The sequence below is a fragment of the Paraburkholderia caffeinilytica genome, assembly GCF_003368325.1.
Taxonomy (GTDB): Bacteria; Pseudomonadota; Gammaproteobacteria; order Burkholderiales; family Burkholderiaceae; genus Paraburkholderia; species Paraburkholderia caffeinilytica.
This window is the reverse complement of the sequence record NZ_CP031466.1, coordinates 853,640-879,505: the sequence shown is the minus strand read 5'-3', so window position 1 is coordinate 879,505 and position 25,866 is coordinate 853,640. Positions and strand designations below refer to the sequence as shown.

Genomic DNA, 25,866 nt, shown 5'->3' with positions numbered 1-25,866 from the left:
CGGTGCGGCGCAATGTTGATGTGCATTGTCGCCGCGTCGTTGCTCCGCTTTGAAGCCGCTTTTGAGGCCGCTTTTGAGGCCGTGAGCACCGTCCCCCCGCTCACGCGAACTGCACAAGCGTCGCGTCGATCGCATCAGCCAGCGTATTGAACGCCGGTGCGATCTCCTCGTCCGGTACACACGCATAGCCGATCAGCAGCCCCGACGGCGCCAGCGCCGGTTGCGCGTAATAGCCCGACAACGGTCGCACGATGATATTGCGCTCCAGCGCCGCCGCAGCCACCGCGCGGTCATCGCTGCCTTCAGGCAACTGCATCACCAGATGCAAACCGGCATCGCCGCCCACCGCCGGCAGCGCGTCGCCATAACGCTGCGCGGCAGCATCCAGCAAGGTCTGGCGACGCTGGCCGTAGAGCGTGCGCATCTTGCGGATATGCGACGTGAAATGCCCTTCCGCGATGAACTCGGCAAGCATCGCCTGCTGCAACAACTGCCCTTCCCGATACAGTTCCGCGCTCGCGGTCGCAAAGCTCTCCGCCAGCGCTTCGGGCACGACCAGGTAGCCGATGCGCAGTCCCGGAAACAGCGTCTTGCCGAAGCTGCCCACGTAAATCACCTGCCCGGATCGATCCAGACCTTGCAGCGACGCCAGCGGCCGGCTGCCGTAGCGGTATTCGCTGTCATAGTCGTCCTCGATGATCCAGCACTGGTTCTGCCGCGCGTACTCCAGCAACATGCGGCGCCGCGCGAGGCTCATCACCATGCCGAGCGGATATTGATGCGACGGCGTGACGAGCATCAGCTTCGGCGGCTGAGCCAGATCGTCGGCAGAGGGATTGATGCCTTCTTCGTCGACGGCGATCGGCCGCGACTGCAGGCCGGACACGTGCAGCACACTGCGCACGCCCCAATAGCACGGGTCCTCAGTCCAGATGAGATCGCCCGGATCGGACAGCAGACGCACCGCCAGGTCGACGGACTGGTGAATCCCGGTCGTGACGATGATCTGCTCGGGCGTGCAACGCACCGAACGCGACGTACGCAGATAGTCGGCCAGCGCGTGCCGCAGCGAGGCCAGGCCGCCACCCGGCGCGTAGGTCAGCCAATCCGGGCGCGGCCGGCGCCAGTACTTGTTGTGCAGGCGGCTCCATACGCGCGACGGAAACTTCGTGACATCCGGCACGCCAGGCATGAACGCGCCCCATTGCCGCTTCGACACGCCCGCCCCCGCGATGAGCCTCGCGCCCCGCGCCGACAACGCGCGGCTGGCCTGCAACGGCGGCGGCAACGACTCGAGCGGCGCGGCCAGCGCCTCGGCGTCGGGCACGCCGACGATCTCGTCGGGCGCGCTTTCGGCGACGAACGTGCCGCGGCCGGTTGCCGAACTCACATAGCCTTCGAGCACCAACTGCTCGTACACCTGCGTAACGGTATTGCGCCCGATGCCCAATTCCTGCGCCAGCAAACGCGACGACGGCACCTTGCTGCCCGCCGGCAACTCGCGCGACAGAATCGCTTGCTGCAACAGCCGATGCAGCTGACGATAGATCGGCTGGCCGTTGCCACGGTCGAGGCGCTGCGCCAGCCAGTCGGACAAAACGCTCGCGCGCATGATTGGCTCCTACATTTTTATTGAAATGGCTCTGAAGTTAAGAGCCAAATCTCATTATAGTCGCTGCATGTGCTGCGCTGAGCGTGCGGCGTCCGTAGGCGGCACCCCCGCAAAAACCGAGGAGCGAAGGAGATAACCATGAAGAATGCTGACCTGAAGAGCCGCAAGGACGCCGCCACACCGCGCGGCGTCGGCGTGATGTGCGATTTCTATGCCGAGCGCGCGGAGAACGCCGAGCTGTGGGACGTCGAAGGCCGCCGTTTCATCGATTTCGCTGCGGGCATTGCGGTATGCAACACCGGCCACCGTCACCCGAAGATTCTGGCCGCGATCCGCGACCAGCTCGATCATTTCACGCACACCGCCTATCAGATCGTGCCGTACGCGTCGTATGTCGAGCTGGCTGAGAAGATCAACGCGCGCGCGCCGGGCGACTATCCGAAGAAGACCGCCTTCTTCACGACTGGCGCCGAAGCCGTCGAAAACGCGATCAAGATTGCGCGAGCCGCGACCGGCCGTCCGGGCGTGATCGCGTTCACCGGCGGTTTCCATGGCCGCACGATGATGGGTATGGCGCTGACCGGCAAGGTTGCGCCGTACAAGATCGGCTTTGGTCCGTTCCCGGCGGACGTGTTCCACGCCCCGTTCCCGAATCCGCTGCACGGCGTGACAACCGCCGATTCGCTGAAGGCCATTGAGTTTCTGTTCAAGGCCGACATCGACCCGAAGCGCGTCGCGGCGATTATTTTCGAACCGGTTCAGGGCGAAGGCGGTTTCTATCCGGCGCCGGCCGAGTTCGTTCGCGCGCTGCGTAAGCTGTGCAACGAGCATGGCATTTTGCTGATTGCCGACGAAGTGCAGACCGGCTTTGCCCGTACCGGGAAGTTGTTTGCGATGCATCACTATGACGTGGTGCCTGATCTGACGACGATGGCCAAGAGCCTCGCGGGCGGCATGCCGTTGTCGGGTGTGGTCGGCCGTGCCGATCTGATGGATGCCGCGGCGCCTGGCGGCCTGGGCGGCACCTACGCGGGTAACCCGCTGGCGGTTGCGTCCGCCCATGCTGTGCTCGATATCATCGATGAAGAGAAGCTCTGCGAGCGGGCTACGGTGTTGGGCGACCGCGTGAAGGCGAAGCTGATCGCGCTTCAGAGCGAGGTTCCGCAGATCGCCGACGTGCGTGGGCCGGGCGGGATGGTTGCTGTTGAGTTCTGCAAGGCAGGTGGCACCGAGCCGGATGCGGACTTCACCAAGCGGGTGCAGGCTCGGGCGCTTGAGCGCGGGTTGTTGCTGCTGGTTTGTGGTGTTTATTCGAACGTCGTTCGGTTCCTGTTCCCGCTTACTATTCAAGACTCCGTTTTTGATGAAGCGATGGGGATTCTTGAAGCTGTGCTTAAGGAAAGTGTTGCTGTAGCTGTTTGATGGTTTTTTTGCCTGCTCGGCGCTTTGTTGTCTGTGGTTCTGGTTTTTGTGCCTTTCCTTGATTTGTTAGTGGTCTATTAGCGTTCGCCCCTGTGCGGGGCAGGCACCTACTTTCTTTGCCGCCGCAAAGAAAGTAGGCAAAGAAAGCGGCTCACACCGCTAATGCTAAGCGGGCACCGTGGTTCGCAACCGGTAGTGGTGCATCTGGAATCCGTGCTCGTGCACCTTCATTCGTTAGTGACAAAGGACTCATCAGCTCCCACTCCGCACTACGTGCGTCGCGGACGGGTCTGCATGGGAAACCAGGGGCTTCGGTTCAAGTCAGTGGGGCCGTCGGCTTCGCCTCGGCAAGTGCCCAAGTATCTTGGAGACGAGCTTCGCAACCGAGTGAAAGAGCGAACTCGCCGACCGAATGAAACATCGGTGCAGCGTAGTCTCAGTGGTAGTGGCGGTGGCGGTGCCGATGTAACGGCGAGTCGCAGTCCCGATCAAAACCCGAGTGCGAAAACGTAGCGGGTGGTTTTATGAAGTGCTCTTCGGCGCGCGCAGCGCCGCCGGAAGAATGACGCCCTTGTCACACGCACGTGCAGGGGCACGAACACCGATTCCAGATGCACCACTACCGCGTGCGAGCTACGGTGCCCACTTAGCATTAGCGGTGTGAGCCGCTTTCTTTGCCTACTTTCTTTGCGGCGGCAAAGAAAGTAGGTGCCTGCCCCGCACAGGGGCGAACGCTAATAGACCACTAGCAATTCAAGGAAAGGCCAACACCGCAGGCAAACAACCAAAAAAGCCGCCCGCAGGCAAAAAACCTAAATTCAAAAACCCAGGAGCCCCCAAAAAATGCCGACACTAGACCTAAAAGACCCTTCCCTTCTAAAAACAAAATCCTACATAGCCGGCGAATGGCAATCCGCCGACAACAACGCCACATTCGAAGTCAAAAACCCCGCCACAGGCGAAACAATCGCCACAGTGCCCCGCATGGGCGAAACCGAAACCCGCCGTGCGATCGACACAGCCAACGCCGCATGGCCAGCATGGCGCGCCGCCACGGCAAAACACCGAGCCACGATCCTGCGCAAATGGCATGACCTCATGCTGGAAAACGCCGACGATCTGGCAAAGATCCTGACCACGGAACAAGGCAAGCCCCTCGCCGAAGCGAAAGGCGAAATCCTCTACGCCGCCTCGTTCCTGGAATGGTTCGCGGAAGAAGGCAAACGCGTCAACGGCGACACCATCCCCACGCCGGCAGGCGACAAACGCATCGTCGTGACGAAAGAACCGATCGGTGTCTGCGCCGCCATCACGCCGTGGAATTTCCCGGCAGCCATGATCACGCGCAAGGTCGGTCCGGCGCTCGCGGCAGGCTGCCCGATCATCGTCAAGCCGGCCGAAGCCACACCGCTCTCGGCACTCGCCCTCGCCGTGCTGGCCGAGCGCGCCGGTGTGCCGCGCGGCGTGTTCAACGTCGTCACCGGCGAGCCGAAAGCCATCGGTGCGGAAATGACCGGCAATCCGATCGTGCGCAAACTGTCCTTTACCGGTTCGACGCCGGTCGGCCGTCTGCTAATGGCGCAGTGCGCGCCGACAGTCAAGAAAGTGTCGCTCGAACTCGGTGGCAACGCACCGTTCATCGTCTTCGAAGACGCGGATCTGGATGCGGCCGTCGCGGGCGCCATCGCATCGAAATATCGCAATAGCGGCCAGACCTGCGTTTGCACGAATCGCTTCTACGTGCACGATAAAGTCTACGACGCATTCGCCGAAAAACTGCGCATCGCCGTCGAACAGCTCAAGGTCGGCCGCGGCACCGAAGACGGTGTCACGCAAGGTCCGCTGATCAACGAAGCCGCCGTGCTCAAGGTCGAATCGCATATCGAAGACGCCCTCGCCAAAGGAGCTCGCATCGTCACCGGCGGCAAGCGCCATGCGCTCGGCCACGGCTTCTTCGAACCGACCGTGCTCGCCGATGTCACGCCGGCCATGAAGGTCGCACGCGACGAAACCTTCGGCCCGCTCGCGCCGCTGTTCCGCTTCTCGTCGGATGAAGAAGTGATCCGCCTCGCCAACGATACGGAATTCGGCCTCGCGTCGTACTTCTATAGCCGCGATATCGGCCGCGTCTGGCGCGTTGCTGAGGCGCTCGAATATGGCATGGTGGGTATCAACACCGGCCTGATTTCGAACGAAGTCGCGCCGTTCGGTGGCGTCAAGCAATCCGGTCTTGGCCGCGAAGGTTCGCACTACGGCATCGACGATTACGTCGTGATCAAGTACATGTGCGTCGGCGGGATCTGAGCCTTTACTGTAAAGGCTCGAATATTGGAGTTACGCTGAAAGCTACGCCGACAGAAATCCGTTTGCGCGTAGCCTAACTGAAGTGCCCCTCGCGCGCGGACCAGTTCGTGCGCGAACTCCACTTTTCTATTTTGCGCCGCCGCCGAGAGGGCCAGGTGATGGAAGCAGCTATGTGCGTCAGCGAAGAGACTTTAGCGCGGTAAGGTAAGCGGTGCGCTCGGCCGTGACCAATCGGCGACCTTCAACTTGCGGGCGGAGGATCTGTTCGAAGAATAGTCGTTCGTCCACCGTGAACTGCGTCGCGAGAATGTCGCCGAGTCGCGGAGCCCAAGGGTGTGGCGAGCTGCCAAGGAGCACGTCCCAGGAGGCGACCGCGGCGGGGCGGACATCAATGTGGAACTCCATATGAACATCCGCGAACCCCGCATCTAAAGCGAAGCGAACCAGATCGCGTTCGCCGTAGTTGGCAATCGGACTCGCAGCAATTTTTCCCTCAGTATCGGGAAACTGAGCGGATTTCCAGCGATGCAGCAGGTGGAAGAAGTTGTCCCCGGCTTTCTCGGGCAGACCTTCAACGATTGTCCGCAGCGAGCTTGCCTCGATTGCATCGTCGCGCATAATCGGTTCGGAGATCGATAGCCGGCCACCGGGCCTGAGAATCCGATGAAATTCCCGCAGAGCGGCCATCTTGTCCGGGACATACGCGAGAACGGCTCGTGTCGTGACTGCATCGACGGCGCCATCCTCAATGCCATCGAGCGATTCGGCGGAGCATTGGATGAAGACGCACTGATCCCGAATGTTCCGCTGAACTGCGAGTGCTTCAGTGTGACGAAGCAGAGGTGCCGATATATCCGTCATAAGCACGCGCAGCGATGGGCCCACGCGGTCGATCGCGCTTAAACCGATCAGCCCATCGCCGGTACCGATGTCGGCGAGCGTCATGCCAGGGGTAAGCCTCGCGCCGGCCAGAACGCGGTCCATATGGTGTTTGAGTTCGTCGTGGAGAGCTCGTTCGTGCCCTGGATCGCCTCCGTGCCGAATATGTAACAACCAGTCGGACCACACATCGGATTGCAGCTGGGCGTCGGAGCTATTCATGTAGAAGGACGAATCTCGATTGGATAACGAGGTGTATCGAATGACCAAAGACTCGAACCTCATCCCAGATCAGCCGACAGGTAGCGTGGGTGCATCACCATCGGTGCATGAATGTAAAGGAAGTTACCTTATGAGAACCTGAATTAGTGTCATTCGTAAGGGAAACTGCATAGGAACATTCGGTACCGACTTCAACCCGTCGCATGCAAGCTTTGCACGGCAACTGACACAGTGCGCCGGATCGCAGGCGAGATTGTTCGCTGAAAGCTTCTCGGAATTCTGTGCGCGAGACGATTTGCCGAATTTTGATTTCATCGGCATGCACGGTATCTGGAGCTGGATTTCCGACGAAAACCGTGTGCTAATCGCCGATTTCATACGACGCAAACTCAATGACGGCGGCGTCGTGTATATGAGCTATAACACCCAGCCCGGGTGGGCCGCGATGTTGCCCGTGCGCGAATTGATGAACTGTCATTTCCAGGCGAGCGCGCGGTTGAATGCACACAGCGGTGTGCCCGCCGAAACGCAAGCCCGGACGCACATTGCAGCGGCATTGGACTTCGTCAAGACCGTGGTTGCGACGCAACCCGGCTACGCAGTGGTCAACCCGCAGCTGGATGAACGTGTCGACGCATTGTGCAAAGAGAACACGCACTACCTCGCACATGAGTACTTCAATCGCGACTGGCAGCCGATGACTTTCTCGCAGGTCACATCATCGCTTGCCGCGAGCGGTTTGACCTATGACTGTTCTGCGGACTATCGCGATCACGTTGACGAAATCAATCTCAACCCCGCTCAATGCGCCTTGCTGGCACTACCGAGAGCTTCGGTCCTGCTGACGGTACGCGGAGCGTTGGGAGAAGCGACGCTACCGGAAAGCTCATATGGTCCAATTCTCGACGCGCTTGCCAGCCATCAACCCGCACGCCTCGCCGTGATCGAAAACAGCGTCCGCGGAGTTGGGATTACGTTCCCCTTCATCGTCAAGGCGGTGACGTTGCTAGCGGGGGCCGGCGTGTTGCTGAATGTACAGGACGAGGCGCACGTTGACCTCGCTCGTCCGTCATCGGACAGGCTGAACGCCGCCATTTGCGAACAGGCGCTCCAGCATGGGGACGTACAATTCCTGGTCAGTCCGGTGTCCGGATCGGGCGTATTCATTCCACGTGTGCCGCAGCTCTTCCTGTTGGCGAGGCGACGTCATTTAAGGGAACCCACACAATGGGCCGAATTCGCCGAAGCTGCTTTACACACGAGCCCCACGCCGGCTCATGCCATGGAAGGTGTTTCCGTTAGCTCGCTGAACACCCGCAGCGATCTGATTGCGAAAGCGAATCGCTTTGCCGAAATACATCTACCGATATTGAAGGCACTGGGAATCGCTTGAGGAAGCGATACGGTCGGCGAGCGGATCGTGCTACCTTCATGACCGCGTCCGCTCCAGCGGACAGCCGGGCGTTCGGCCAACGCAATCGCCGCGAAACTGCTTACGGCGACCACGTAGTCCGGCAATCAACGCGCGGCCGTTACTGTTGGTCCTCTGTCGGTACAAAGGCCATGCCGTGCGGGCTGACCAGATTGGTCACCAAAGGAAGGAGTGCTCCGCTACGCAAATCAAGTTGGCCGACATAAGCCGGCACCGCCGGCGTACCGCTCGTAGCCGCCACGCCCGTCGATGCGGAGAACGCCGCGTCGCGCTGCCAGACATTCGCACTAATCTTGTACACCATGTTCGCCTTCGTATCGGACACGAGCAGGTAGCCCCGTCGCGCAGTGGCGAATACCGTGTCGTCAACCTGCACGTTACCGAGAAGCGGCAGATATTGCACTCGCGGTTCATCGCCCGACGAGCGCAACAGTACAAGCTGACCATCTCCCTGATCATCGAGCAGCACGTCACCCGACGGCGTCAGCGTCATCGAATCCGGATCGGTCAGGTTGAGGGTTGCCACCGTGCCAAACGGAATGTTGCTGGCGTCCAACGTGCCGCGCATTACCGGAGTGATGTCGATCGTGTAGGTGCTTGCATCAAGGTGCACAACGCGGACAATCGCGGGCCCCGTATTCTTACCACTAGCATTAAGAGTGGGATTGGACGCACTGAAATAGGCTTGGCCGTCCTTGAATACGATGTCATCGTAACCGCCGCCGTGCAGTGTCTTGCCGAATGAATACGGTTTGGATGCCTGGCCGGTGGCGGGATTTATTATGACCAGGTTTGGATTCGCATCCTCATTCTGCATCGCCCAGATCTCGCGCGTGTACGGATTGACTTTCAGGCCATCGTTGTGTCCCGCGACCTGGTAAGTCTTCACGACACTGCCGTCTGACGAGTATTCAACTATCGCGCTCATCGCGCCATTCGAACCATCCGGGGCACCGTTGTTTGCATAGCCGACCCAAACGTGACCATCGAGCACGGCCAGTGAGTCCGGTCCGCTGAGCAACCCGCCGGAGCCCGCCGCGAATACAGTCAGGCTAAAGCCCGGCGTGACTATCGGCTTCGCCGAGGTTTGCGCTTCGGCGCCGCCAGCCGCGAAACAGAGTGCGGCGAATGCCAGCGCGGTGCGACTGGAAATGCGGCTTACTGCACAAACTGATCGTATGCTGGGCATGTTCGTCTCCTGAAACAGGTATGCGGGGTGGAAGACAGCGGCACCGTCATTTGCGAGGTAGCCGGTAAGGGAACGTAATAGATAGAAACATGCGCGCGTGACTGAATGGTGACGGCTCTCAATGCGATGAGAAACCTTAAGCCAGTCTTATGAAAAAGACGCTTCTACGCGCAAGCGGGTTTATCCGGTCAACGTTCTCTTCTGGTCTTTTTAACTCTCCTTAAGAGATCCTTAAGATCACGGATAGTTAAAAAATAGGCTGCTCCAGCACTCACGATCGAGGTCGATAGACAGAACCCAGTACACACTTTTTTCTCTATCGGAAGACTGGGATGTCTATTCTGGAAATCGGTCAGTCTCGCATCGCTGCTCGGCCTGCTCAACGACGGCACGCCTGCACTGCCTTACGAGAGCAGCATTTTTTTGCTCAGCGCCATGATCATGCTGGCTCTGCGCCGGCGTGAGCGGCGAGCGTTCGACGCAGCGAAGCTCGCCCATGACAGATCAGCAATAGCTGACATCTGTGCACCACTCAGAACGAATGGCGAATGCCGGCCATCAGGCCGAGTTGCCCAATGCCAGGCGCCGGCGTCGTGCCTCCCCCACCCTGGCTTACCGTGTAGGCGGCATGCGGACTGTTGAACAGATACGCACCCTGCAGGTACACCGCGGAACGCTTCGACAGCAAATACGTCGTGCGTAGCGCGGCGATCGTGCCGCGCGTGTCGTCGGCGCGATTGATGATACGGTACACGCCGCCGTCCAGAATGAAGGCAGGCGTCACGTTATACGCGGCCGTGACGTAGTACAGATTCGAACGCACATCCGGCAATGCAGGGGATACCGTTTCGACATGACGTCCAAGCCAGCCTGCCCCGAGTTTTACCGGCCCGATGTGTCCGTAACCGTTCAACTGCATCCGCACGTCCTTGTCGCCGGATTGTGTCAGTGCAAAGGGGGCCGTGCCGTCGTACAGATTCGCGGCCGCGCCCGGGCCGCCGCGTTGCTCGTCGTAGGCGCTCGCCACGCCGTAGCCGTTCATGTCATAGCGCAACATCGCCGACCATTCGCGGCAACTCTGCGAACTGCCCGGAATCGACCCCACACAGGTGCCCTGCCCCGGCGAATTGCCCGTGCCGGCTGAATCGCGGCCGAACGAATAGGTCGCGCCGAACGTCAAGCCCGAGAACGTGCCCTTGTACGCAATCGTGTTGTCGCTGCGCGCGCTCGGCATGTACTGATCGAACGACCCCGTGCCGCCGTAGATGTCCGGGCCAAGCAGATCGGAATCGAGTATCGCCCAATACGTCATTGTGTACTGGCGGCCGAAAGTCAATGCGCCGTAAGGACTCTCCAGCCCTACGTAGGCTTGCCGCCCAAACAGCCGGCCACCCTGGTTGAGCGTGCCGCTTTTCGTGTTAAAGCCGCTTTCCAGCACGAAAACAGCGGACACTCCGCCGCCCAACCCTTCCTTGCCGCGAATCCCCCAGCGCGACGGGAATTCTCCCGTGACGCCAGGCACGCGCACAACGCTATCGCCTGCCGCGTTCGCATGCGTGACCAGTTCGATGCCGGTATCGAGGATCCCGTACAACGTCACGCTGCTCTGTGCCAATGACGAAGCGCTGATACCGAGCAGCATGCCGCCCAAAGCGAGTTTGTATTTCATTGTCTCCGTGTCTCCTGGAATAGTGCTTTGAGTGAGCGCATACCCATCCGTATGCGACTCGCACGCAGCGTTTTTATGTAGCGATGCTAATGACTGACGTGACGATACCGACCGCTATTCGAGCCGTCCGATACGCTAAAGATTGACTGCTTCAGATGGCGGCGATCCGCGTATCACGCTCGATCGCCGCGACTCAGGACATTGCGTCCCTCAAACGCCCGGCTTTGGAATATGACGCTTGACCAGCATCAGCGCGACCATTACGATCACCATCGCGATCCCGAGCATCCACAGGTACGACGATGCGCCGCCAGCCGTGATCACCACCGCGCCCGCGAATGCGCTGGCAATCGCGCCGAGCCTGCCGAAGGCAAGCGCCGATGCGGTACCGGTGGCGCGCACACGGGTCGGATAGACGTAAGCGCACAGCGCAAACATCGTCGACTGGACGGCGTTGACGAACAGGCCGTGCACGCCGAGACCGAAGATCAGCAAACCGGTGTGGTCGGCGATGTTCACGCCGAGCAGCAGCAACGCGCTCGCCGCACCACCTGCGCTGCAGAGAATCAACGGCCAGCGCGAGCCTGTGCGTGCGATCACGACGGCGCACAGCAACGCGCCCACCACGCCGCCCAGGTTATACGCGGTGAGCCCCGAGCCCGCCACCGACACGGACAAGCCCTGCGTGCTCAACATCGTCGGCAGCCAGCTGAAAGCGCTATACACCGCCAGCAGGCACATGCAGAACGCGCACCAGATCGCCACCGTATCGAGCGCCAGGCCGTCGCGGAACAGCGCGGTAATGCCCGTGTGCTTTTCGACAGCCTGCTCGCGAATGTCGGTAAAAACGCAGCCGCTGGCCACCGGACGCGACATCCGCCCAAGCAGGCGTTTGAGTTCCGGCCAGCGCTGCGGCCGCCGGGCGAGAAAGCGTGGCGACTCGGGTAACGTGAAAAGCAGCAACACACCAAGCGCCAACGGCAGCACGCCGCCGATCAGGAACAGCCAGCGCCATCCGTACGTCGGCAGGATTTCATGCGCGAACAATCCCGCCACCATGCCGCCGAGCGGTACGCAGACGATCGTCGCGGTGACCGCCAAGGTGCGGCGGCGAGCCGGCGTGAACTCCGCGGTCATGGTCGTCGAACTCGGCAACGCGCCGCCGATGCCGAGTCCGGCAACAAAACGCAGCACCGCAATCGTCACGATATCGGGCGCGAAGCTGATGCCGCAGGTGGCGGCGCCGAACACCAGCACGCTGCCGATCACCGCCCAGCGGCGGCCGAAGCGATCGGCCAGCAGCCCGGCACACGCGCTGCCGATGCCCATGCCGATCAACCCGGCGGCGACCACCGGTGCGAAAGCCGCACGCGTGACGCCCCATTCCTTGATCAGCACGGGAATCGCAAAGCCGATCAACTGGCTATCGAAGCCGTCCAGGACGATCGACAATGCCGCGAGCAACACCACGATCTTCTGCATCGTGGTGTAAGGACCTTCGTCGAGCGTGCGGCCGATGTCGACGGTATGGCGCCCCTCCTCGACTCCCACCTGATGGCCGGCAAGCGGCGCATTGGCCTCGCCGCTTGCCGCCCTGGCCGAGCCGGCCGGCGGTACATAACTGGTCATGAAGCTGTCTCCTGGTTTGTGTGCGCGATCTGAACGCCGCGCTTTCGAGGTCACGTTTTTAGTCAGTATGGGAGCGAGCGAACGGCTTTTGATATTGCCGTTTCGCGCAAAACCCATGACACGTATGCATGGCTTTCGCGGCGCTGCATACCGCTACGAAAAAATTGCGCGCGGCGATACGCAGCGACTACAAGGACACGCCGCCCTTCAGAACGGGTAATGACGCGGTGTGGTCTGCACGGTAATCCAGCGCAAATCCGTAAACTCGGCGATCCCCGCCTGCCCACCGAAGCGCCCAAAGCCGCTGCCCTTCACGCCACCAAAGGGCATGTGCGCTTCGTCATGAACGGTCGGCCCGTTGACATGGCAGATGCCCGATTCGATGCGTCGCGCGACATTCATCGCGCGCGCGAGATCGCGGCTGAACACCGCTGACGAGAGTCCATATTCGTTGTCGTTCGCACAGGCCACGGCTTCATCTTCGCCGTTCACGCGCACGATGCCCTTCACCGGCCCGAACGATTCGTCGCCATAGATGCGCATGGCGGGCGTGACGTGGTCGAGCAGCGTGGCGGGCATCAAGGTGCTGTCCGCCTTGCCGCCGCAAACGAGCGTGGCGCCTTTGGCCAGCGCGTCGTCGATCAGCGCATTGCAGCACTCCACCGTGCGCATATCGACGACCGATCCCAACACCACCGGCCCTTTGCGTGGGTCGCCGAGCGGCAGGCCGCGCGCTTTCTGCGCGAGCCTGGCGACGAACGTGTCGGCGATCCGCTCATCGACGACGATCCGCTCCGTCGACATGCAGATCTGCCCCGAGTTGGCGAATGCGCCGAACGCAGCGGCGTTGACGGCTGCATCGAGATCCGCGTCGTCGAGGACGATCAACGGCGCTTTTCCGCCAAGCTCCAGCACCGACGGCTTCAGATAGCGCGCGCACGTGGCCGCGATGATCTTGCCCACATGCGTGGAGCCGGTGAAATTGACACGCCGGACTTTCGGATGCGCGATCAGTGCATCGACTACTGCGCCTGCATCGGCCGGAGCGTTGGTGACGAAATTCACCACGCCTTTCGGCAAACCCGCTTCCTGTAGCACTTCGACAATCAGTCCGTGGGTGCCGGGGCAGACTTCCGAACCCTTCAATACGACCGTATTGCCGCATGCGAGCGGCAACGCAATCGCACGCACCGCGAGGATCACCGGTGCGTTCCATGGCGCGATCCCGAGCACGACGCCGGCTGGCTGACGCACACCCATCGCGAGACTGCCGGGCACGTCGGATGGAATCAGTTCGCCACCGATCTGCGTAGTGAGCGCCGCCGCTTCCATCAATCCGCCGGCGGCGAGATGCACATTGAAGCCGGCCCACATCGCCGATGCGCCCGTCTCCGCTGCCATCACCGCGGCGAACGCCTCGCTGCGCGCTTCCAGCGCATGCGCGGCCTTCATCAGCAGCGCACGGCGCTCGCCCGGCCCCAGCGCGGACCATGCCGGAAACGCCGCTGCCGCGGCATCGGCGGCGGCTATCGCATCGGCGGCCGTCGCCGCGGGGGCGCGCGTCGCGACTTCGCCGTCGAGCGGATTGCGGCGCTCGAAGGTGGCGCCGTTGCTCGCTTGCACGGCGGCGCCGTTGATCAGCATCGATATGCTCTGCATCGTGTTTGTCTCCTGCGGAAAGTTTTATGAATGCGGGCAAGACACTCGCCCGAGATCAAGCGACGACGACTTCGACCAGCATCGGCGCGGACGACGCCAACGCGTCGCGCAGCACGCCGTGCAGGCGTTCGGCATCGGTCACGCGCGTGCCTTGGCAACCCATGCCCGCCGCAAGCGCCACGAAGTCGAGCCCCGGCAGATCGGTGCCTTGCACAGGATCGGCCGGACCAAAGCCGAATTCCGGAGCAAAGTCCTGCAACGCGGCATAGCGTGAATTGTTCAGGATCACGAACGTGATCGGCAGCTTCATCTGCACGGCGCTATAGATGGCCTGGATCGAATACATGCTGGAACCGTCGCCGATCAGGCCGATCACGCGCGTGCCGGGTTTCGCCAACGCCACGCCGACGGCCGCCGGCATGCCGTAGCCGAGGCCGCCGCTGTCCATCGTGTAGAAGGTGCCGCTGCGTGTGAACCGCAGATAGCTCTGCATCACCGGCCGCGAGCTCGGTGCTTCCTCGACCACGATATCGTCCGCGTGGCGCACCTCGGCGAGGGTTTGCAACGCGAACGCCACGGACATCAACGCAGACGGTTCTGCGCGTGGCGATGCGGCGCGTGGTGCGGGCAAGGGGCGTGTTTTCGGCGCGGGCTGCGTCAGCAGATCGGCCACGCCGAGGCGAATATTGCCGACCGCCGCGGTACCGGTCGGCGCCCACGCCGCGATGGCCGGATCGTCGATCAACTGGCACAGCGTTGCGCCGGCAGGCAGATGCGGGCCGTAACCTTCGACGTGATACGTGAAGGCCGGCGCGCCGATCACGAAGATCAGGTCATGGCCGCCGAGCAGTTCGACGATCTTCTCGCGCATGGCCGGCAAGAAACCGGCGAACAGGCGATGGTCTTCGGGGAACGCGCAGCGGCCCGTCATCGGCGCGACGAATACGCGGGCGTTGTGGCGTTCGGCGAGACGCACGACTTCGTCCCAAGCGCCGGCCCTATCGACTGCGCCGCCCACCACGAAAGCCGGCCGTGCGCAGGTATCGAGCGCCGCGCCGATCTGCGCCAGCACAAACGGCTCCGGCCGCGTCTCGGCACTGACTACGCGTGCCGGCACCGGCTCCGCGGCGCGATCCCAATCGTCGACGGGAATCGACACCAGCACCGGCCCGCGCGGCTCCTGCATCGCCACGTAGTAGGCGCGCGCGATCGCCAGCGGCACGTCTTCGGCGCGTGCCGGCTCGATGCTCCACTTGACGTAGGGCTTCGGCAGCTCGGTGGCTTGTGTCGAGGCGAGAAACGGATCAAACGGCAGAATCGAACGGGCCTGCTGCCCGGCGGTAATCACAATCGGCGTGCGGTTGCGAAACGCGGTGAAGATATTGCCCATCGCGTTGCCCACGCCTGCCGCCGAGTGCAGATTGACGAACGAAGCGTTGCGGGTGGCCTGCGCATATCCGTCGGCCATGCCGACCACGACCGCTTCCTGCAAACCCAGCACATAGCGGAAATCTTGCGGGAAATCGCGGAACAGCGGCAATTCCGTCGAGCCCGGATTGGCGAACACCGAAGTCATGCCGAGGCGCCTCATGAGATCGATCACGGCGTGGCGCACGGTAGACGTGGTGTGTTGAGAGGATCCCGATACGTCTGAACGGGGCGCGTTGCTGATCATCCATGTCTCCCTTTGATGAGCGCCGTTTCTTGATGGCACATTATCGGAAGCTCGAGGTTGATTGAAAATTGCCTTTTTTGAGAAAAGGCATTACTTTTGCGCATGACTTTCAATCTTCAGCAATTGCACGCGTTTGCAACCATCGTCGCAAGCGGCAGCCTGGGCCGTGCCGCGGAAGTGCTGCACGTCACGCAACCCGCGCTGAGCCGCACCATCAAGCGGCTCGAGGATCAGGTCGGCGCGCCGTTGTTCGAACGGCACTCGAAGGGCATGCAGCTGACTGCGATCGGCAGCGCGCTGCTGCCGCACGCCACGCTGCTGCAACGCGAAGCCGATCACGCGCGCGAGGAGATCGACGCGATGCGCGGCCTCGCGAAAGGGACGATCCGCGTCGGCGCGGTGGCGAGCATTGCGACGCTCGTGCTGCCGCTCGCGGTGAGCGGCGTGCTGGCGCGCTGGCCGAATCTGCGCGTGGAAATCATCGAGGGCGTATGGGACCGGCTCGCGGACAGTCTGATGAAACACGAGATCGATCTCGCGCTCAGCATGGCCTTGCCGGACACGGAAGAGATTGTCGCGATTGCCGATTGCAGGTGGGAAGACACGAGCTATGTGGTCGCCGCGCTCGATCATCCGCTGCGAAACAAAGCGGATTTATCGCTTGCCGACACGCTCGATCAGCAGTGGTGTGTGCCGCCGCGTGGAACGGGTCCGTTCGAGCATATGCAGCAACTGTTTGCCGAGCATGGACTCGGCATGCCGCAGATTGCCGTCGAGACGCGCTCGATCACGGTGCTGAAAAGCCTGGTGACGCGTGCTGGATTTCTGAGCTGGATGGCCACGCCGATGTACGACACCGAAAGCGCGGCTGGCGTGTTCGATACGCTGCCGATTCCTGGCGTGGTCGCGCGCCGCACGTTGACGGCCTTTCGGCGCCGTCAGGGTATCTTGCCGAGTCCGGCCGTGAAGCTGCTGGAGCAACTCCGTCAGTTGACTGCCGTTCAGGGCTAAGTGCCCGCCTGAGGCCAGCAGCGCCGCCGGCTTCGTTCAACGCCCAACAGCACAGCGCCCCCGCTTTCACATTGAAGTGAAAGCGGGGGCGCTGTCTACCGCAGTCAATCAGGCGGGCGCGAACCTATTGCTCGCGCCACCGCCTATTAATGACCGAAGTTCACAACCGGAGCCGAATACGAGCTCGGTGTCGTTTCGGTGCGGCTGCCTGCTTGCGACGAGCCGTTCGTAGCCGAACCATAACCGCTGGTTTGGGCTACGCCGTTTTGTGCAGCGACGCGGGCTTCAGCAGCCTGAATGTTTGCCGGGTAGTCATCCGCATTCGACAAAGCCGGGTTGTAACCCGCTTTTTCCAGTTGCACCAGCTCCGCACGCACCTGGGCGCGGGTTACCGGCTGACTGGTTTGGGCAAAAGCGGCGAGCGGCGCAGTGATGAGGGCGGCGATAACAACAGCTTCGATCAGGGATTTCATGACGACTACCTCCAGAGATTGTTTTTTGCCGTGCTGCAAACCGTTTGTTTGCAGCCAGTGGAGACAGTCTAGGAGTCAGCGAATATAGGGTAAACCCCTAATCCACGAATTCACTGTTGCTGAAATCAGCACAATCACAATGGAATGTCGTTAGAAGCTCAGCGACAAAGCCGCCTCTCGATGTTCGACGCCTGATGCGTAACGCACCGCCTGAACCGGACGAGCAAGCCCCGGCGAAGCAGCCAGCGGCCCATAACCGTTAGTGCGCAACGAAATCAGCCTTCCGACAATGCCGCCGCCGACGCCTGCGCCGCCTCGCTCGACGACGACACCACACTGCCATTTCTGCCGCCCGTCACCTGACGGTCGCTTCTCGGACTCACGCCGAACCGCGCGCGATACGTCCGCGAAAAATGCGAAGGCGACTCGAATCCGCATGCGACGCAAATCGATGTGATCGACATGTCGGTCTGTTGCAGCAACTCACGCGCACGGCTGAGGCGCAGTTGCAGATAGAAATGCGTCGGCGTGTCCTTCAGCGAAGCGCAGAACAGCCGCTCCAGTTGCCGTCGCGTCACGCTGATTTCCTGCGCGAGCTGGTCGGGCGTCAGCGGCTCTTCCATGTGCTGCTCCATTGCGCCGATCACCTGAATCAGCTTGCGGTTGTGCACGCCGTAACGCGCCGCAATTTCCATCCTCTGGTGATCCGAACGCTGCCGGATCCGGCTCACGACGAACTGTTCCGAGACCGCCGAGGCCAACGCTGCACCGTGCTTGCGGCCGATCAGATCCAGCATCATGTCGATCGACGCCGTGCCGCCCGCACAGGTGATGCGCCGCGCGCCGATCTCGAACAGCTCCTGGCTTGCATTCAGCGAAGGATAGCGCTCGCTGAACGCCGACAGCGCTTCCCAATGCACGGTCACGCTGTCCGAGCCGCTCAGGAGTCCGGCTTCTGCAAGGATGAAGCTGCCCGTGTCGATGCCACCGAGCGTCGCGCCCGCGCGCTCGAGCCGCTTCAGGCAATCGCCGAGTACGCGCGTATAGCAGGCGAGCGGCTCGAAGCCCGCGACGACGAATACCGTCCGCGCCTCGTGGATGTCGGCGATTGCCGCATCGGCATTGATCGAAATACCGTTGCTGGCCGCGACCGGCGCGCCGTCGAGGCTCAGAATGCGCCAGCGGTAGAGATCGCCGCGAAAGCGGTTCGCCACGCGCAACGGTTCGACCGCCGACATGAAGCCGATCGCCGAAAAGCCAGGCAGCAACAGGAACGACACATCTTCGGACATCGTGCGCAGACTCGATCAGGGGCACAGAGGGACACAAACCGCAAGCGAACGCGGGATTCCGGGCGAGCGTAGCAAGCAGCGCGCAAGCCGGCAAGGCGCATCAAAATTCACCGCCGCAAATCGATGCTGCACCGCAATGACAAACAATGCTGGTTTTCCCTCGCTGTCGCGTGGGAGCAAGAACGGGTCGCTGGCGGTCGCTTTGGCAGGAATATGGGGCATTAACGTTACGTCACTCGTGCAGCTCAAGCCTTGCTCAAGCATGACTCGAGCCGTATCGCGCAGGTCCGGGGGCCGCTCGGTTTTACTCGCCGCGGCCATTTCGCAACACGCTGTTCAACGTGTCCGAAGAGGGAACGTCATGAAGTCACGCGTCAAAGCCTTGTTTACCCATCTTGCCTGTCTGGCGGCCGTCGTCGCCGCGTCGCCGGTCTTCGCGCAGGATCCCTCCACCTGCCGCGCGGTGCATTTTGCCGATATCGGCTGGACAGACATCACGTCGACCACGGCGCTCGCATCGACCGTATTCGAAGGACTCGGCTATCAACCTGTTACGACCGTCGCGTCGGTGCCGATTTCGTTCGCGGGTCTGAAGAGCAAACAGTTGGACGTGTCGCTCGGCTACTGGTGGCCGGTGCAGGAGAAAGCGATTGCACCGTTCGTCGATTCGAAATCGATTCAGGTGCTGCAACCGCCTAACCTGACTGGCGCCAAAGCGACCTTCGCCGTGCCGAGCTACGAGTACGACGCCGGCCTGAAGACGTTCGCCGACATCGCCAAACACCGCGATCAGCTCGACGGCAAGATCTATGGCATCGAACCGGGCAGCAGCGCGAATGCGGCGATTCAGAAAATGATCGCCAGCAATCAGTTCGGCCTCGGCGGTTTCAAGCTGATCGAATCGAGTGAAGCAGGCATGCTGGTTTCCGTGGATCGCGCCATTCGCGAGAAGAAATGGGTGGTGTTCCTAGGGTGGGAACCGCATCCGATGAATATCCAGATCGACATGAAATACCTCACCGGCAGCGAGGGCGTATTCGGTCCGAACGATGGCGAAGCACGCGTTTATACGCTGACGTCCCCCGACTTTCTGACGCGGTGCCCGAACGCGGGCAAGCTCGTGAGCAATCTGCGCTTTTCGACGCAACTGGAGAACGTGGTGATGCAATCGGTGATGAACAAGGAGAAGCCCGCCGATGCCGCCAAAGCGTATCTGAAGAAGAACCCGCAAGTACTGGATGCGTGGCTCGCAGGCGTGAAGACGTATGACGGTAAAGACGGCCTGCCCGCGGTGAAAGCCTATCTCGGGCTTTGACGGGGCCGCCCGGGCGCGGTCGGCTTAAGCGCCGTCGGCTCCGACCCGGTCCAGCTTGCGTCCATCCAGTCGCGCATTTCAATCCACAGGAATTAGCACGCATGAATCATGAAGTCATCGTGACCTGCGCGGTCACCGGCGCGGGCGATACGGTCGGCAAGCATCCGGCCATCCCCGTTACGCCGAAGCAGATCGCCGACGCCGCTATCGAAGCCGCGAAAGTCGGCGCCACCGTCGCGCATTGCCACGTGCGCGATCCGAAGACCGGCCGTGGCAGCCGCGATCCGCAGTTGTATCGAGAAGTCGTCGACCGGATCCGCTCGTCGGGCACCGACGTGATCATCAATCTGACGGCGGGCATGGGCGGCGATCTCGAGATCGGTCCCGGCGAAGATCCGATGCGCTTCGGCGCGGGAACCGACCTTGTGGGCGGCTTGACGCGGCTTGCGCACGTCGAGGAATTGCTGCCCGAAATCTGCACGCTCGATTGCGGCACGCTCAATTTCGGCGACGGCGACTACATCTATGTGTCGACGCCCGCGCAATTGCGGGCCGGCGCTCAACGTATTCAGGAACTCGGCGTGAAACCGGAACTGGAGATCTTCGATACCGGGCATCTGTGGTTCGCGAAGCAATTGCTCAAGGAGGGTTTGCTCGACGCGCCGCCGCTGTTTCAGATCTGCCTCGGCATTCCCTGGGGCGCGCCCGCCGATACCACGACGATGAAGGCGATGGCGGACAGCCTTCCGCCCGGCGCGCAATGGGCCGGTTTCGGCATCGGCCGCATGCAGATGCCGATGGTCGCGCAGGCAATGCTCCTCGGCGGCCACGTGCGCGTCGGCCTCGAAGACAACATCTGGCTCGACAAAGGTGTGCCCGCAACGAACGGCACGCTGGTGCAACGCGCGGTCGAGATCATCGAACGGCTCGGCGGACGCGCGCTGACGCCCGCGGAAGGCCGCCGCAAGCTCGGCTTGCCCGCACGCGGCGAACGGCAGTTGGAACGGCGTGTTGCGGGACAGTACGCATGACCATGTCGCGTATCCGTTGCGCTCGATACAGCGCGTTTCGGAACCTGAGAACTCATAGGCAAAGGAAGCATCAGCAATGGCAGTGATCGTCGATATCAAAACATTTGCGGCCATCGGCGCGGGCGTGATCGGCAGCGGCTGGGTCGCGCGGGCGCTCGCGCACGGGCTCGACGTCGTCGCGTGGGACCCCGCTCCTGGCGCGGAGAAACAGTTGCGCGAGAACATCGCCAATGCGTGGCCGGCATTGGAACGCGTCGGTCTCGCCGAGGGCGCGACACCCGACAGGTTGCGTTTCGTCGAGACGATCGAAGCCTGTGTCGAGCAGGCGGATTTCGTTCAGGAGAGCGCGCCCGAACGCGAGGAGCTGAAGCTCGCCTTGCACGAGCAGATCAGCCGTGCGGCAAAGCCGGACGCGATCATCGCCTCGTCCACCTCCGGCCTGCTGCCGAGCGATTTCTATGCACGGGCGGTGAATCCGCAACGTTGCATCGTCGGGCACCCGTTCAATCCGGTGTATCTGCTGCCGCTCGTCGAAGTGCTCGGCGGCGAACGTACCGCACCGGCAACCATCGACGCGGCGCTACAGGTGTATCGTTCGCTCTCGATGCGACCGCTTCTCGTGCGCAAGGAAGTGCCCGGTTTTATCGCCGACCGTTTGCTCGAAGCGCTGTGGCGCGAGGCGCTGCATCTGGTCAACGAAGGCGTGGCGACCACGGGTGAAATCGACGATGCGATCCGCTTCGGCGCGGGCATCCGCTGGTCGTTCATGGGCACGTTCCTGACGTACACCCTGGCGGGCGGCGATGCGGGGATGCGTCACTTCATGCAGCAGTTTGGGCCGGCTTTGGCGCTGCCGTGGACTAAACTGGTTGCACCGCAGCTAACTGACGAATTGATCGACCGGGTGGTGGACGGGACGTCTGAACAAGTCGGGCCGCGCTCGATCAAACAGCTTGAGCGCTATCGGGACGATTGCATTACGAGTGTGCTGGCGGCGATTGGGGAAGCCAAGGCGCGGCACGGTTTGCTTCCCGGGGAGTGATACTGCGTGCAGGAATACGCCCGGCCCCGTCTGGATGCACCGGGCGCACATGATCGCGGCGGACAGCCCCATTCATAGGGACAAAGGAAACGATTGCATATGCCAACGCCGGACCTCGCTTCACTGCCCTGCTATCGCGATACCGTACGCGCCGAGTGGGTCGACTACAACGGTCACTTGCGCGACGCGTTCTACATGCTGATTTTCAGCTTCGCAACCGATGCGTTGATCGACGCGATCGGGCTGCCCGATGTGGTGCGCAAAGAACGTGGCCGCTCGATCTATACGCTCGAAGCGCATATCAACTATCTGCATGAAATCAAGGAAGGCGCGCAGGTTCGCGTCGATATGCGCGTGCTTGGGCATGACGCGAAGCGGCTGCATCTGTACCTCGACATGTTCGCCGACGAGGGCGTCGAACCGGTGGCCGCGGGTGAACAGATGCTGCTCCACGTCGATACCGGCGGACCACGCGCTGTTGCCTTCGACCCGGATGTCGAAGCGCGCGTGCGGGCGCTGGCGGAAGTGCACGCCGTGTTGCCGGCCGCCAGGTTTGCAGGCCGCGTGATCGGCTTGCCTGTCAAGACGACACGTAATGGCAGCGCGGGGAGCGAGCATGCTTGAACCGGAAATCGCTGCGTTCATCGAACGGACCGCTGCCATCTATGCGGGGCATTCCACTTCATTGCCGCCGAGCAAACAGCGCGCGATTTACGAGCGCTATGCGGCGGCACTCACGCCGCCTTTACCCGCGGATGTGATAGCCGAAGACGCTGTGTTTCAGGCGAGCGCCGGGCATCGGATCGGACTGCGACTCTATCGACATCGCGGAAAGACGGGCGGGACACCTGACAGCACGGTGCTGTACTTTCACGGTGGCGGCTTCGTGCTCGGCTCGCTGGATAGTCACGAGCTCGTGACAGCGCGTATTGCCGCGGATACCGGACTCGATGTGATTGCGGTCGATTACCGGCTTGCTCCGGAACATCACGCTCCCGCCGCGCATGAGGATTGTCTGGAGATTACGCTCGCCGCATTGGCCGGCCGGTTGCCGTTCGATTCCCGGGCGGAAGGCGCGCTGCAATTGGCGGGCGACAGTGCCGGCGCCAATCTCGCTGCCAGCGTCGCGATGCGGTTGCGCGACGACGGCATTCAAGGCGTGCACAGCCTTGCACTGGTCTATCCGATGCTCGGCACCGAGCCGCAAATGCCTGCGCGCGAAAGCGAAGCGCATGCGCCGATGCTTACGCTTGCCGATGTCCATGCGTTTCGCGATCTTTATTGGGGCAAAAGCGGGGGCGAACAGCCACCCTATCCTGCGTGGACGATACCCCTCGATGCGTCGCGCTTCGACGGCCTGCCGCCAACGCTTGCCATCGGTGTCGAACACGATCCGTTACGGGACGACGCGAGGGTGTTTGTCGAGCGCATTAATGCGGCCGGCGGACACGCGCAGTTATGGATTGGAACCGGGCTCGTACATGGATGCTGGCGTGCGCTCGAATCGAGTCCCGGCGTAAAGGCGCTGCATCGCACTGTCTGCCAGTTTCTAGGCGCGCATTCCTCCGCTTCGTCGTTCCGCCCAACACGGGATCAATGAAGCGGATCCAGAAACGGCGTATCCGGATCGCTCACATAGAAGACAACGACGCGCAGCGAGTCGCTATTGCTCCGGTTGTAGCCTGTCATCCTCACGTGCGGCGGCTCCATCATTGCCTGCCCCTGGCTTACCTTGACCGGCGCCATGCCCTCCATTTCCAACGTGAAGGCGCCCTCCAATACATAAACAGTCACCGGAAACCGATGCGTATGAAACACGGTTTTATCTCCGGGTTTGAAACTCGCCGTCAGGACGCGTACTTCCTGTTTTTCGCCTTTCGGCATGCCATCGACGGTTTGCTGAAGGAGCGTTCGAGGCTTCACGGTTCCCGGCTCCTGCGCAGAACAGGGTATGCAAAACATCAAGGCAGTGGCGACGCTTAGGCCGAGGTTCAAACGAGTGGTTATTTTCATTTTTACTCTCCCATAGACGGAAGTGGTTGCGAGTACAACCATCAATCCGCCATCCCGCAAGAACAACCCGTCAATCCGCCATTGGCGAATCAAGCCATTCATGTCTCAAGTCTGCGCCGCGCCCCCATTCCGCCTGAACGAACTGGCAAAGAACAGCACCTGGTATTGCACCGCATTCGCCCAATACTTCCACGTATGCCCGCCAGGCCGTTCCGCGTAATCATGCGGCACGCCCAACTCGACAAGCCGGGCATGCAGCATCCGGTTCGACTGAACAAGCGAATCGTTCACCCCGCAGTCGATCGTCAGCGCAATATGCGCATTCGCCAGACTGCGCGCGTTCTCGACAATCGCCTCGTTGTTCCAGAAGTCGGCGTGACGAGCTGGATCCCCGAATACCTGATCGATCCCCGGCTCATCCTCGCACCCGCGCGGATCGACCGCTCCGCTGATACTGCCTGCCGCGCCGAACTCGTCCGGTCGGTCCAGCGCAATATGCAATGCTCCGAACCCGCCCATGCTCAGCCCCGTAATCGCCCGCGCCTGGCGGGTCGCAATCGTGCGGAAATGCGTATCGATGTATCCGACGACTTCGGTACCGACGTAAGTTTCGTAACGGCTGTGCGAATCGACAGGACTGTCGATGTACCAGCTCTCGTGACCGCCGTCCGGCATGACGAGGATCACGTGATAGCGGTCGGCCAGTTTGCCGATGTGCGAATTCGCGGTCCAGTCGGTGTAGTCGCCGCCCGAGCCGTGCAGCAAATAGACGACAGGGAAGCGATCGGCCGCCTTGCCGCGCATGTACTGATCGGGCAGCACCACCGTCGCCTCGAGCGACTTATGCATGGCCGCGCTGGGAATGGTGACGACCCTGGACTGAAACGCCCAGACCGGGTTCGCGAAAAGCAGCGCCAGAACGAGCCAGAACGCAGAATTCATTTTCATGGTTTGTCGCTCTCCCCTTTCTATGTGTCCGAAGAACACTGTCCGGCATCTGGCGGCAAAATTCTGTCAACGACTCTAACAACGGCGACTTACAACCAAATTTCAGCGAAGCATACGGTCCCGTCAGCTTGGCGCCGCTCCAAGGGGAGCCGGACCGGGCCAAACCGAACGCCTATTCAGCGATTGCCGTTGCTCTGCACGTGAATGCGGGAACGGCGACGCGTCTATTCAATATGCGCTGAAAAGCCGATCTGATCCGGCGCAATATCGGACCGCAGTGTGAGCGCCGGGATGTCGTACGCACCGGCGTTCTGCGGGCGAAACGGTATGGGTGCGGTGTTCCAGAGGTCGTCGAGACGCTGCCCGAGCGCGTCGCGCACCTCTGAAAATCGTGCTTCGTCGATCCGGCTTGTTCGATGGATCACGAACGGCGGCAATACGTCGAAGCCCGGGTAATACAGAACGCCATGCTGGATGGGGAACAACACGTCGTCGATCGGCCCGTTGATACCCCGCGGGCTGTAATGCGACTCCCAGCCACCGGTTGTCACGACCAGCATCGCCCGCTTGCCTGACATGCTGCCTTCCCCATAGCGGTCGCCCCAGCGCGCGTCGGAGTGCTCCCCGACTCCATACGCGAAGCCATATGCATAGACGCGCTCCACCCAGCCTTTCAGGATCGCGGGCATCGAGAACCACCACAACGGAAACTGCAGAATCACAGCGTCCGCCCACTTCAGCTTCTCCTGTTCAAGCGCGATGTCCTGGCTTTGCCGCCCGTCCCTGAAAGCACGCTTCGAGTCGAGAGAAGGATCGAAACGCGCGCCGGGCTGCCTGTCCAGGCTGTCATTTGCGTCGAGCGATGCTTTCCAGCTCATCGCATACAGATCGGATACCTGCACGACGTGCCCGGCATCCTCGAGATGCCTGACCGAAAAATCCTTGAGGGACCCGTTCAACGACCGGGGTTCCGGGTGCGCATAGACGAGAAGAACATTCATGACCTGACCTCCATTGCGAGAAAGCACCACAATAGGTCTTCGTCCGGT

General features: G+C 61.7%; 21 protein-coding genes. 9 read left to right on the top strand and 12 right to left on the bottom strand.

Going from position 1 to position 25,866, the window contains the following annotated elements:
• Nucleotides 1-100: 100 nt before the first annotated feature.
• On the bottom strand, nt 101-1,612 hold the full coding sequence (pdxR, locus tag DSC91_RS03905; protein WP_115776917.1) for a MocR-like pyridoxine biosynthesis transcription factor PdxR: 1,512 nt from the start codon (nt 1,610-1,612) through the stop codon (nt 101-103).
• 138 nt (nt 1,613-1,750) lie between these two features.
• Here pdxR and DSC91_RS03900 point away from each other — a divergent pair, with 138 nt between their 5' ends.
• Nucleotides 1,751-3,034, top strand: a complete 1,284-nt coding sequence (locus DSC91_RS03900; RefSeq protein ID WP_115776916.1) for a 4-aminobutyrate--2-oxoglutarate transaminase — start codon at nt 1,751-1,753, stop codon at nt 3,032-3,034.
• A gap of 843 nt (nt 3,035-3,877) precedes the next feature.
• Nucleotides 3,878-5,338 (top strand): NAD-dependent succinate-semialdehyde dehydrogenase, encoded by a 1,461-nt coding sequence (locus DSC91_RS03895; RefSeq protein ID WP_115776915.1) that lies wholly within the window; start codon nt 3,878-3,880, stop codon nt 5,336-5,338.
• Nucleotides 5,339-5,515: 177 nt separating this feature from the next.
• Here DSC91_RS03895 and DSC91_RS03890 read toward each other — a convergent pair whose 3' ends face one another.
• Nucleotides 5,516-6,439, bottom strand: coding sequence for a class I SAM-dependent methyltransferase (locus DSC91_RS03890; protein WP_162831330.1), 924 nt, complete (start codon nt 6,437-6,439; stop codon nt 5,516-5,518).
• 556 nt (nt 6,440-6,995) lie between these two features.
• On the opposite strand from DSC91_RS03890, the gene DSC91_RS03885 reads away from it, so the two are divergent.
• Nucleotides 6,996-7,832, top strand: coding sequence for a methyltransferase regulatory domain-containing protein (locus tag DSC91_RS03885; protein WP_229758285.1), 837 nt, complete (start codon nt 6,996-6,998; stop codon nt 7,830-7,832).
• 139 nt (nt 7,833-7,971) lie between these two features.
• Here the strand turns inward: DSC91_RS03885 and DSC91_RS03880 are convergent, their stop codons facing one another.
• The 5 genes from DSC91_RS03880 to mdlC all read right to left on the bottom strand — a co-directional run bounded on the left by DSC91_RS03880 (nt 7,972) and on the right by mdlC (nt 15,692).
• A complete protein-coding gene (locus DSC91_RS03880; protein ID WP_162831329.1) occupies nt 7,972-8,865 on the bottom strand; it encodes a hypothetical protein in 894 nt (297 codons plus the stop codon).
• A gap of 727 nt (nt 8,866-9,592) precedes the next feature.
• Complete coding sequence (locus DSC91_RS03875; RefSeq protein WP_115776911.1) at nt 9,593-10,729, bottom strand: porin; 1,137 nt, start codon at nt 10,727-10,729, stop codon at nt 9,593-9,595.
• A 210-nt stretch (nt 10,730-10,939) separates the two neighbouring features.
• Entirely contained in the window at nt 10,940-12,211 is a 1,272-nt protein-coding gene (locus DSC91_RS03870; RefSeq protein WP_229758292.1) for an MFS transporter, read from the bottom strand.
• Between the two features lie 354 nt (nt 12,212-12,565).
• Nucleotides 12,566-14,017, bottom strand: coding sequence for an aldehyde dehydrogenase (locus DSC91_RS03865; RefSeq protein WP_115776909.1), 1,452 nt, complete (start codon nt 14,015-14,017; stop codon nt 12,566-12,568).
• A 55-nt stretch (nt 14,018-14,072) separates the two neighbouring features.
• Nucleotides 14,073-15,692, bottom strand: coding sequence for a benzoylformate decarboxylase (mdlC, locus tag DSC91_RS03860; protein ID WP_115776908.1), 1,620 nt, complete (start codon nt 15,690-15,692; stop codon nt 14,073-14,075).
• A gap of 102 nt (nt 15,693-15,794) precedes the next feature.
• Here mdlC and DSC91_RS03855 point away from each other — a divergent pair, with 102 nt between their 5' ends.
• Complete coding sequence (locus tag DSC91_RS03855; protein WP_115776907.1) at nt 15,795-16,703, top strand: LysR family transcriptional regulator; 909 nt, start codon at nt 15,795-15,797, stop codon at nt 16,701-16,703.
• A 146-nt stretch (nt 16,704-16,849) separates the two neighbouring features.
• Here DSC91_RS03855 and DSC91_RS03850 read toward each other — a convergent pair whose 3' ends face one another.
• Both DSC91_RS03850 and DSC91_RS03845 read right to left on the bottom strand, forming a co-directional pair.
• Complete coding sequence (locus DSC91_RS03850; protein ID WP_115776906.1) at nt 16,850-17,176, bottom strand: DUF4148 domain-containing protein; 327 nt, start codon at nt 17,174-17,176, stop codon at nt 16,850-16,852.
• A gap of 275 nt (nt 17,177-17,451) precedes the next feature.
• Nucleotides 17,452-18,468 (bottom strand): GlxA family transcriptional regulator, encoded by a 1,017-nt coding sequence (locus DSC91_RS03845; protein ID WP_167470488.1) that lies wholly within the window; start codon nt 18,466-18,468, stop codon nt 17,452-17,454.
• A 361-nt stretch (nt 18,469-18,829) separates the two neighbouring features.
• Here DSC91_RS03845 and DSC91_RS03840 point away from each other — a divergent pair, with 361 nt between their 5' ends.
• From DSC91_RS03840 to DSC91_RS03820, 5 genes are all read left to right on the top strand, one after another.
• Nucleotides 18,830-19,783, top strand: a complete 954-nt coding sequence (locus DSC91_RS03840; RefSeq protein WP_115776905.1) for a choline ABC transporter substrate-binding protein — start codon at nt 18,830-18,832, stop codon at nt 19,781-19,783.
• Nucleotides 19,784-19,884: 101 nt separating this feature from the next.
• Nucleotides 19,885-20,814 carry a 3-dehydrocarnitine:acetyl-CoA trimethylamine transferase CdhC gene (gene cdhC / locus DSC91_RS03835; RefSeq protein ID WP_115776904.1) on the top strand — a complete coding sequence of 310 codons (930 nt, stop codon included), beginning with the start codon at nt 19,885-19,887 and terminating at the stop codon, nt 20,812-20,814.
• Nucleotides 20,815-20,890: 76 nt separating this feature from the next.
• A complete protein-coding gene (locus DSC91_RS03830; protein WP_115776903.1) occupies nt 20,891-21,856 on the top strand; it encodes an L-carnitine dehydrogenase in 966 nt (321 codons plus the stop codon).
• A 99-nt stretch (nt 21,857-21,955) separates the two neighbouring features.
• On the top strand, nt 21,956-22,480 hold the full coding sequence (locus tag DSC91_RS03825) for a thioesterase family protein (protein WP_115776902.1): 525 nt from the start codon (nt 21,956-21,958) through the stop codon (nt 22,478-22,480).
• The gene (locus tag DSC91_RS03820; protein WP_115776901.1) at nt 22,473-23,456 is read left to right on the top strand and encodes an alpha/beta hydrolase; all 984 of its coding nucleotides are present in this window, start codon (nt 22,473-22,475) and stop codon (nt 23,454-23,456) included. Before DSC91_RS03825 ends, DSC91_RS03820 begins: the two co-directional genes overlap by 8 nt.
• On the opposite strand, the gene DSC91_RS03815 is transcribed toward DSC91_RS03820, so the two are convergent.
• The 3 genes from DSC91_RS03815 to DSC91_RS03805 form a co-directional block, all read right to left on the bottom strand.
• A complete protein-coding gene (locus DSC91_RS03815; protein WP_115776900.1) occupies nt 23,450-23,971 on the bottom strand; it encodes a cupin domain-containing protein in 522 nt (173 codons plus the stop codon). The two genes, DSC91_RS03820 and DSC91_RS03815, sit on opposite strands and share 7 nt — an antisense overlap.
• A 3-nt stretch (nt 23,972-23,974) precedes the next feature.
• On the bottom strand, nt 23,975-24,817 hold the full coding sequence (locus tag DSC91_RS03810; protein WP_373291912.1) for an alpha/beta hydrolase: 843 nt from the start codon (nt 24,815-24,817) through the stop codon (nt 23,975-23,977).
• Between the two features lie 224 nt (nt 24,818-25,041).
• A complete protein-coding gene (locus tag DSC91_RS03805; protein WP_115776898.1) occupies nt 25,042-25,818 on the bottom strand; it encodes an NAD(P)H-dependent oxidoreductase in 777 nt (258 codons plus the stop codon).
• Nucleotides 25,819-25,866: the final 48 nt, after the last annotated feature.

What these genes read in the sequence shown, in the direction of transcription:
- pdxR (WP_115776917.1), bottom strand. Translation starts at nt 1,612, where the DNA reads ATGCGCGCGAGCGTTTTGTCCGACTGGCTGGCGCAGCGCCTCGACCGT.
- DSC91_RS03900 (WP_115776916.1), top strand. Translation starts at nt 1,751, where the DNA reads ATGAAGAATGCTGACCTGAAGAGCCGCAAGGACGCCGCCACACCGCGC.
- DSC91_RS03895 (WP_115776915.1), top strand. Translation starts at nt 3,878, where the DNA reads ATGCCGACACTAGACCTAAAAGACCCTTCCCTTCTAAAAACAAAATCC.
- DSC91_RS03890 (WP_162831330.1), bottom strand. Translation starts at nt 6,439, where the DNA reads ATGAATAGCTCCGACGCCCAGCTGCAATCCGATGTGTGGTCCGACTGG.
- DSC91_RS03875 (WP_115776911.1), bottom strand. Translation starts at nt 10,729, where the DNA reads ATGAAATACAAACTCGCTTTGGGCGGCATGCTGCTCGGTATCAGCGCT.
- DSC91_RS03870 (WP_229758292.1), bottom strand. Translation starts at nt 12,211, where the DNA reads ATGCAGAAGATCGTGGTGTTGCTCGCGGCATTGTCGATCGTCCTGGAC.
- DSC91_RS03865 (WP_115776909.1), bottom strand. Translation starts at nt 14,017, where the DNA reads ATGCAGAGCATATCGATGCTGATCAACGGCGCCGCCGTGCAAGCGAGC.
- mdlC (WP_115776908.1), bottom strand. Translation starts at nt 15,692, where the DNA reads ATGATCAGCAACGCGCCCCGTTCAGACGTATCGGGATCCTCTCAACAC.
- DSC91_RS03855 (WP_115776907.1), top strand. Translation starts at nt 15,795, where the DNA reads ATGACTTTCAATCTTCAGCAATTGCACGCGTTTGCAACCATCGTCGCA.
- DSC91_RS03850 (WP_115776906.1), bottom strand. Translation starts at nt 17,176, where the DNA reads ATGAAATCCCTGATCGAAGCTGTTGTTATCGCCGCCCTCATCACTGCG.
- DSC91_RS03845 (WP_167470488.1), bottom strand. Translation starts at nt 18,468, where the DNA reads ATGTCCGAAGATGTGTCGTTCCTGTTGCTGCCTGGCTTTTCGGCGATC.
- DSC91_RS03840 (WP_115776905.1), top strand. Translation starts at nt 18,830, where the DNA reads ATGAAGTCACGCGTCAAAGCCTTGTTTACCCATCTTGCCTGTCTGGCG.
- cdhC (WP_115776904.1), top strand. Translation starts at nt 19,885, where the DNA reads ATGAATCATGAAGTCATCGTGACCTGCGCGGTCACCGGCGCGGGCGAT.
- DSC91_RS03830 (WP_115776903.1), top strand. Translation starts at nt 20,891, where the DNA reads ATGGCAGTGATCGTCGATATCAAAACATTTGCGGCCATCGGCGCGGGC.
- DSC91_RS03825 (WP_115776902.1), top strand. Translation starts at nt 21,956, where the DNA reads ATGCCAACGCCGGACCTCGCTTCACTGCCCTGCTATCGCGATACCGTA.
- DSC91_RS03820 (WP_115776901.1), top strand. Translation starts at nt 22,473, where the DNA reads ATGCTTGAACCGGAAATCGCTGCGTTCATCGAACGGACCGCTGCCATC.
- DSC91_RS03815 (WP_115776900.1), bottom strand. Translation starts at nt 23,971, where the DNA reads ATGAATGGCTTGATTCGCCAATGGCGGATTGACGGGTTGTTCTTGCGG.
- DSC91_RS03810 (WP_373291912.1), bottom strand. Translation starts at nt 24,817, where the DNA reads ATGAAAATGAATTCTGCGTTCTGGCTCGTTCTGGCGCTGCTTTTCGCG.
- DSC91_RS03805 (WP_115776898.1), bottom strand. Translation starts at nt 25,818, where the DNA reads ATGAATGTTCTTCTCGTCTATGCGCACCCGGAACCCCGGTCGTTGAAC.